This is a genomic window from Gilliamella sp. Choc6-1 (assembly GCF_001690385.1).
Lineage (GTDB): Bacteria > Pseudomonadota > Gammaproteobacteria > Enterobacterales > Orbaceae > Gilliamella > Gilliamella apicola_A.
On sequence record NZ_LZHI01000022.1, the window covers coordinates 39,157 to 45,156 of the forward strand.

A 6,000-nucleotide genomic window follows, 5' to 3' on the forward strand; every position below is an offset into this window, starting at 1 on the left:
TAATTTTTAATTCATCCTTTTCATTTTCTTTTCACTTAATAGGTTGTATATATTTTTATACTTTGAATCATTTCTCTTTTTAATGCATCTAATTATGTAAGGAAAATAATTTTTACCTTATCTAGTGATAATAAAAAGCGAGATTGATAATACCTATCTCGCTTAGTTAATTTTTTATATTACCCAAAAAATTTCTTTACTTTATCAAAAAAGCTTTTTTCTTTTGGACTGTGTTTTGAATTTTTATCTGCTTTAAAACTTTCGCCTAATTCTTTCAGTAGATCTTTTTGCTTACTAGTTAAATTAACCGGTGTTTCCACCACAACATGACAGTAAAGATCACCCATAGTGCTAGTGCGTAATGATTTAACGCCTTTACCACGTAGCCTAAACATTTTACCTGTTTGTGTTTCGGCAGGAATTGTTAAGCTGACCTTGCCATTAAGTGTTGGCACTTCAACTTCGCCACCAAGTGATGCTAATGCAATATTAATCGGGATTTCGCAATGCAGATTTATGCCATCTCGCTCAAAAATAGCATGCTGTTTAACTTGCACTTGTACATATAAATCACCAGCAGGAGCTCCATTTAAGCCCGCTTCACCTTCACCAGAAAGTCGAATTCGGTTTCCTGTATCAACACCAGCAGGAATAGTGACAGACAATGTTTTTGTTTTTTGTATTCGACCTTCACCATGACATTTTTTACATGGATTTTTAACGACTTTACCACGACCATGACAAGTTGGACACTCTTGTTGTACGGCAAAAAAGCCTTGGCGCATTTGTACAACACCAGCACCATGACATGTATTACACGTTACCACATCAGAAGACTTTTCAGTTCCTTGCCCATGGCAAATATCACAACTTACCCAAGTTGGTACCTTAATTTCTTTACTTACACCTGCGGCAGCTTCTTCTAATGTTAGTGTGATATTGTATTGTAAGTCATTGCCACGAGATACAGTTTGTCCACGTCCACGACCACCACCAAAGAAATCACTGAATATATCATCAAATGCAGAACCACCACCAAATCCACTAAAACCACTAGCACCAGCTCCACCATAGCCTTGTTCAAAAGCAGCATGTCCATATTTATCATAAGCCGCTTTCTTTTGTGTATCAGTTAAAATTTCATAAGCTTCTTTGACTTCTTTAAATTTTGCTTCTGCTTCTGCTTTATTATCCTGATTTTTATCGGGATGATATTTCATGGCTAGTCGTTTATAGGCTTTTTTTATCTCGCTTTCACTGGCACTTTTACTTACGCCTAATATTTCATAATAATCTTTCTTCGCCATAATTAACCTTTATTTTTATCATTGTATAAACAACTAAACGGGCTTGAGTTACCTCACGCCCGTTTAATGTGTTACATGTTTAAAACTTGTTGAAATAACGCATTAAAAAACATACTAATTAATGATTATTTTTTATCATCATCAACTTCTTTAAAATCGGCATCAACAACATCATCTTGCGCACCAGTGGCATTATTTGATTGTCCCGCACTTTGAGCTGCTTGGGCTTGTTGTTGCGCTAATTCAAGTAATTTTTTAGAAGTATCCATTAATGCATTAATTTTAGCTTCAATTTCTGCTTTATCTTCACCACGAGTGGCAACTTCTAAAGCATTGACTGCATCTTCAATGGCTTTTTTATCATCAGCTGATAACTGATCACCCGCTTCAGTTATTTGTTTACGAGTTGAATGAACAAGATGATCTGCTTGGTTACGTATTTGTGCTAACTCTTCAAATTTACGGTCAGCATCGGCATTTGCTTCAGCATCGTTTACCATTTTCTGAATTTCTTCTTCGCTTAGACCCGAAGAAGCTTTAATGGTGATATTTTGTTCACGACCTGTATTTTTATCTTTTGCCGATACATGTAAGATACCGTCAGCATCAATATCAAAAGTAACTTCAATTTGTGGCATACCGCGAGGTGCAGCTTGAATACCATCAAGATTAAATTGCCCTAGTGATTTATTATCACTTGCACGTTTACGTTCACCTTGTAAAACATGAATAGTTACGGCTGATTGGTTATCCTCAGCGGTTGAAAACACTTGGCTATGTTTAGTTGGGATTGTAGTATTCTTTTCAATTAACGCTGTCATAACGCCACCCATAGTCTCAATACCTAAAGACAATGGTGTAACATCAAGTAATAAAACATCTTTAACATCACCACCAAGTACACCACCTTGAACAGCAGCACCAACAGCAACCGCTTCATCAGGGTTTACATCTTTACGGGGTTCTTTACCAAAGAAGTCAGCAACCGCTTTTTGAACCATTGGCATACGAGTTTGTCCACCAACAAGAATAACGTCTTTAATGTCAGAAACAGAAAGACCTGCATCTTGTAAGGCTGTTTTTACTGGATCCATAGAACGTTTAACTAAATCTTCAACTAAAGACTCAAGTTTTGCACGTGTTACTTTAATATTTAAATGTTTTGGACCTGTTGCATCAGCAGTAATGTACGGTAAATTAATATCTGTTTGTTGAGCTGATGATAATTCAATTTTCGCTTTTTCTGCTGCTTCTTTCAAACGTTGCATTGCTAATGGATCGTTTTTTAAATCAAAGTTTTGTTCACGTTTAAATTCATCAACTAAATAATTGATTAAACGTGAGTCAAAGTCTTCACCACCTAAGTGAGTATCACCATTTGTTGCTAATACTTCAAAGGTTTTTTCGCCATCAACGTCGTCGATTTCGATAATGGAGATATCAAATGTACCACCACCAAGGTCATAAACAGCTATAGTTCGGTTACCTACATCTTTATCTAAACCATAGGCAAGCGCTGCAGCTGTAGGTTCGTTGATGATACGTTTTACATCAAGTCCTGCAATACGACCAGCATCTTTAGTTGCTTGACGTTGCGCATCGTTAAAATAAGCAGGTACAGTAATAACCGCTTCAGTCACTGCTTCCCCAAGATAATCTTCTGCTGTTTTTTTCATTTTTTTCAATACTTCAGCAGAAATTTGTGGTGGTGCAATTTTTTGACCTTTAACATCAACCCATGCATCGCCATTGTCAGCTTTTACGATCTTATATGGCATGATGCTAACGTCGCGTTGTACTTCGGCATCTTCAAAACGACGACCAATTAAACGTTTAATTGCAAATAGTGTATTTTGTGGATTGGTTACTGCTTGACGTTTTGCAGGTTGACCAACTAAGATTTCTCCATCTTGTGTGTAAGCAATAATAGAAGGGGTTGTACGATCGCCTTCAGCGTTTTCTAATACTTTTGCTTGACCATTGTCCATTACTGCAATACATGAATTTGTTGTACCTAAATCGATACCAATAATTTTACCCATAATCTTTTCTCCTCAAAACCTGTTTATTATTTATTGTATATAGGTCTTAAATCTGTAATTTCAAGCCCTTAATTTACACAATGAAATGTTTTTGTTTCCACATAAAATGGGAACATTCTTGGCAATATCAAGGGGTAAAAAAAAATAATTTTGCTTAAATCTTGATTGTAAAGTTTTCTACACTTATTATTGCTGCTCTTTTTAATCATCATATTTAATTTATAGGATTTTTATGGAACAAACTAAACTTGCAAATCCAGGCCCACTTGGGCTAATGGGATTTGGTATGACAACAATTTTATTAAATATCCATAATGCAGGATTTTTTCCTGTTATGACAGTAATAGTTTCAATGGGTATTTTTTACGGTGGACTTGCACAAGTCATTGCTGGCATTTTAGAATTTAGAAAAGGTAATACGTTTGGTACTACTGCATTTACTTCTTATGGTTTCTTTTGGATTGCGTTAGTGGGTATTTGGTATTTACCAACTTCACCAGCGACAGCGCCATCTGATGCGACTTTTGTTGGTATTTTCCTTGCGTTATGGGGGATTTTTACTGGCTTTATGTTTATTGGTACATTAAAAGGTAACCGCGCATTACAATTTGTTTTTGCTAGTTTAACCATTTTATTTGCTTTATTAGCTATTGGTAATATTTCAGGTAATCATAGTATTATTCATATTGCTGGTTTTGAAGGCATTATTTGTGGAGCAAGTGCCGTTTATTTGGCAATGGCAGAAGTGATTAATGAGCAATTTGGTCGTACTATTTTACCGATTGGTGCACCAAAAGGCGTTGCGCATTAATAATTTAATTTAGTCTATCGTTAATAAAAAAACGGGAAATATTTCCCGTTTTTTATCAAATAATTATCGCTAAAACCAATTATTTTTTATAAGCGTCGTTATGAACACCAACCGCTGCACGCCCAGATGGATCATTTAAGTTCTTAAATGATTCATCCCATTCAATTGCTTTAGCAGTTGAACATGCAACAGTTGGACCGCCAGGTACACAATGAGCCGCACTTTCAACTGGAAATAGTTCATTGAAAATTTCACGGTACATATAAGCTTCTTTCGAAGTTGGCGTATTATATGGGAAGCGGAATTTTGCATTTTCTAATTGCTGATCAGTAATTTTACTTTCTGCAATTTCTTTTAATGTATCAATCCAACTATAACCAACACCATCAGAGAATTGTTCTTTTTGACGCCAAACAACCGATGCTGGTAAGTAAGACTCAAATGCTTCACGGACAATATGTTTTTCCATTTTGCCATTGCTACCACACATTTTATCATTTGGATTGATGCGCATTGCGACATCTAAGAATTTTTTATCAAGGAATGGTACTCGAGCTTCAACGCCCCAAGCCGCCATTGCTTTATTCGCACGTGCACAATCATACATATGTAGTGCAGCTAATTTACGTACAGTTTCTTCATGGAATTCTTTAGCATTTGGCGCTTTGTGGAAATAGAGGTAACCGCCGAACACTTCATCAGCACCTTCACCAGAAAGTACCATTTTTATTCCCATTGCTTTGATTTTACGTGCCATTAAATACATTGGTGTTGATGCACGGATTGTGGTTACATCATAAGTTTCAATGAAATAAATTACGTCACGAATCGCATCAATACCTTCTTGAATGGTAAAGTTAATTTCATGGTGAACTGTACCTAGATGATCAGCAACCGCTTGTGCAGCTTTAAGATCTGGAGCACCTTTTAAACCTACAGCAAATGAGTGCAACTGTGGCCACCATGCTTCTGATTTTTCGTGATCTTCAACACGACGTGCTGAGAATTTTTTAGTGATCGCTGAAATGACGGAAGAATCAAGTCCACCTGACAATAAAACACCATATGGCACGTCAGACATTAAATGACTTTTTACAGACTCTTCTAATGCAACACGCAGTGCATTAATATCCGTCTTATTGTCTTTCACATTTTCGTAATCCATCCAGTCACGTTTGTAATATGTTTTGATTTCACCTTCGGTACTAGATAGATAGCATCCCGGAGGGAAAGCTTCAATTGTTTTACAAACAGGAACTAATGCTTTCATTTCAGAGGCAACATAAAATGTGCCATTTTCATCATGACCTGTATACATTGGAATAATACCAATATGGTCACGGCCAATAAAATAGCTTCCTTTATTGATATCATAAAGGATAAAAGCAAACATACCTTGTAATTCATCAAGGCAATCAATACCTTTTTCTTGATATAAAGCAAGAATCACTTCACAGTCAGAGCCTGTTTGAAACTCATAACGATCTTTGTACTGATTTCGGAGTTCTTGATGATTATAAATTTCGCCATTTACTGCTAAAACTAATGTTTTATCTTTATTATAAAGCGGCTGAGATCCTGTATTAACATCTACAATTGATAAACGTTCATGAGCAAGAATTGCTTTATCAGAAGCAAAAATACCAGACCAATCAGGACCACGATGACGTTGTAGGCATGATAGTTCTAATGCTTTTGTTCGTAATTGTTCTGGATCTGATTTAATATCAAGAATACCTAAAATCGAACACATTGATTTTCTCCATTTTAAATCGCATAAGCGATACTGTTACAAGTAAAAACTAACTAGATAAAAAAATAATAATATTTTTATTTAATA

4 protein-coding genes are annotated in these 6,000 nt (G+C 35.8%); 1 reads left to right on the top strand and 3 read right to left on the bottom strand.

Annotated features, from left to right (window positions below; all coding sequences use genetic code 11):
* Window positions 1–179: 179 nt before the first annotated feature.
* On the bottom strand, window positions 180–1,307 hold the full coding sequence (gene dnaJ / locus A9G36_RS02540; protein WP_065585367.1) for a molecular chaperone DnaJ: 1,128 nt from the start codon (window positions 1,305–1,307) through the stop codon (window positions 180–182).
* A 125-nt stretch (window positions 1,308–1,432) separates the two neighbouring features.
* Window positions 1,433–3,349 carry a molecular chaperone DnaK gene (dnaK, locus tag A9G36_RS02545; protein ID WP_065585368.1) on the bottom strand — a complete coding sequence of 639 codons (1,917 nt, stop codon included), beginning with the start codon at window positions 3,347–3,349 and terminating at the stop codon, window positions 1,433–1,435.
* A gap of 232 nt (window positions 3,350–3,581) precedes the next feature.
* Here dnaK and satP point away from each other — a divergent pair, with 232 nt between their 5' ends.
* On the top strand, window positions 3,582–4,160 hold the full coding sequence (gene satP / locus A9G36_RS02550) for an acetate uptake transporter (RefSeq protein WP_034947846.1): 579 nt from the start codon (window positions 3,582–3,584) through the stop codon (window positions 4,158–4,160).
* 79 nt (window positions 4,161–4,239) lie between these two features.
* Here satP and asnB read toward each other — a convergent pair whose 3' ends face one another.
* Window positions 4,240–5,913, bottom strand: a complete 1,674-nt coding sequence (gene asnB, locus A9G36_RS02555; RefSeq protein ID WP_034947849.1) for an asparagine synthase B — start codon at window positions 5,911–5,913, stop codon at window positions 4,240–4,242.
* Between the last annotated feature and the right edge of the window lie 87 nt (window positions 5,914–6,000).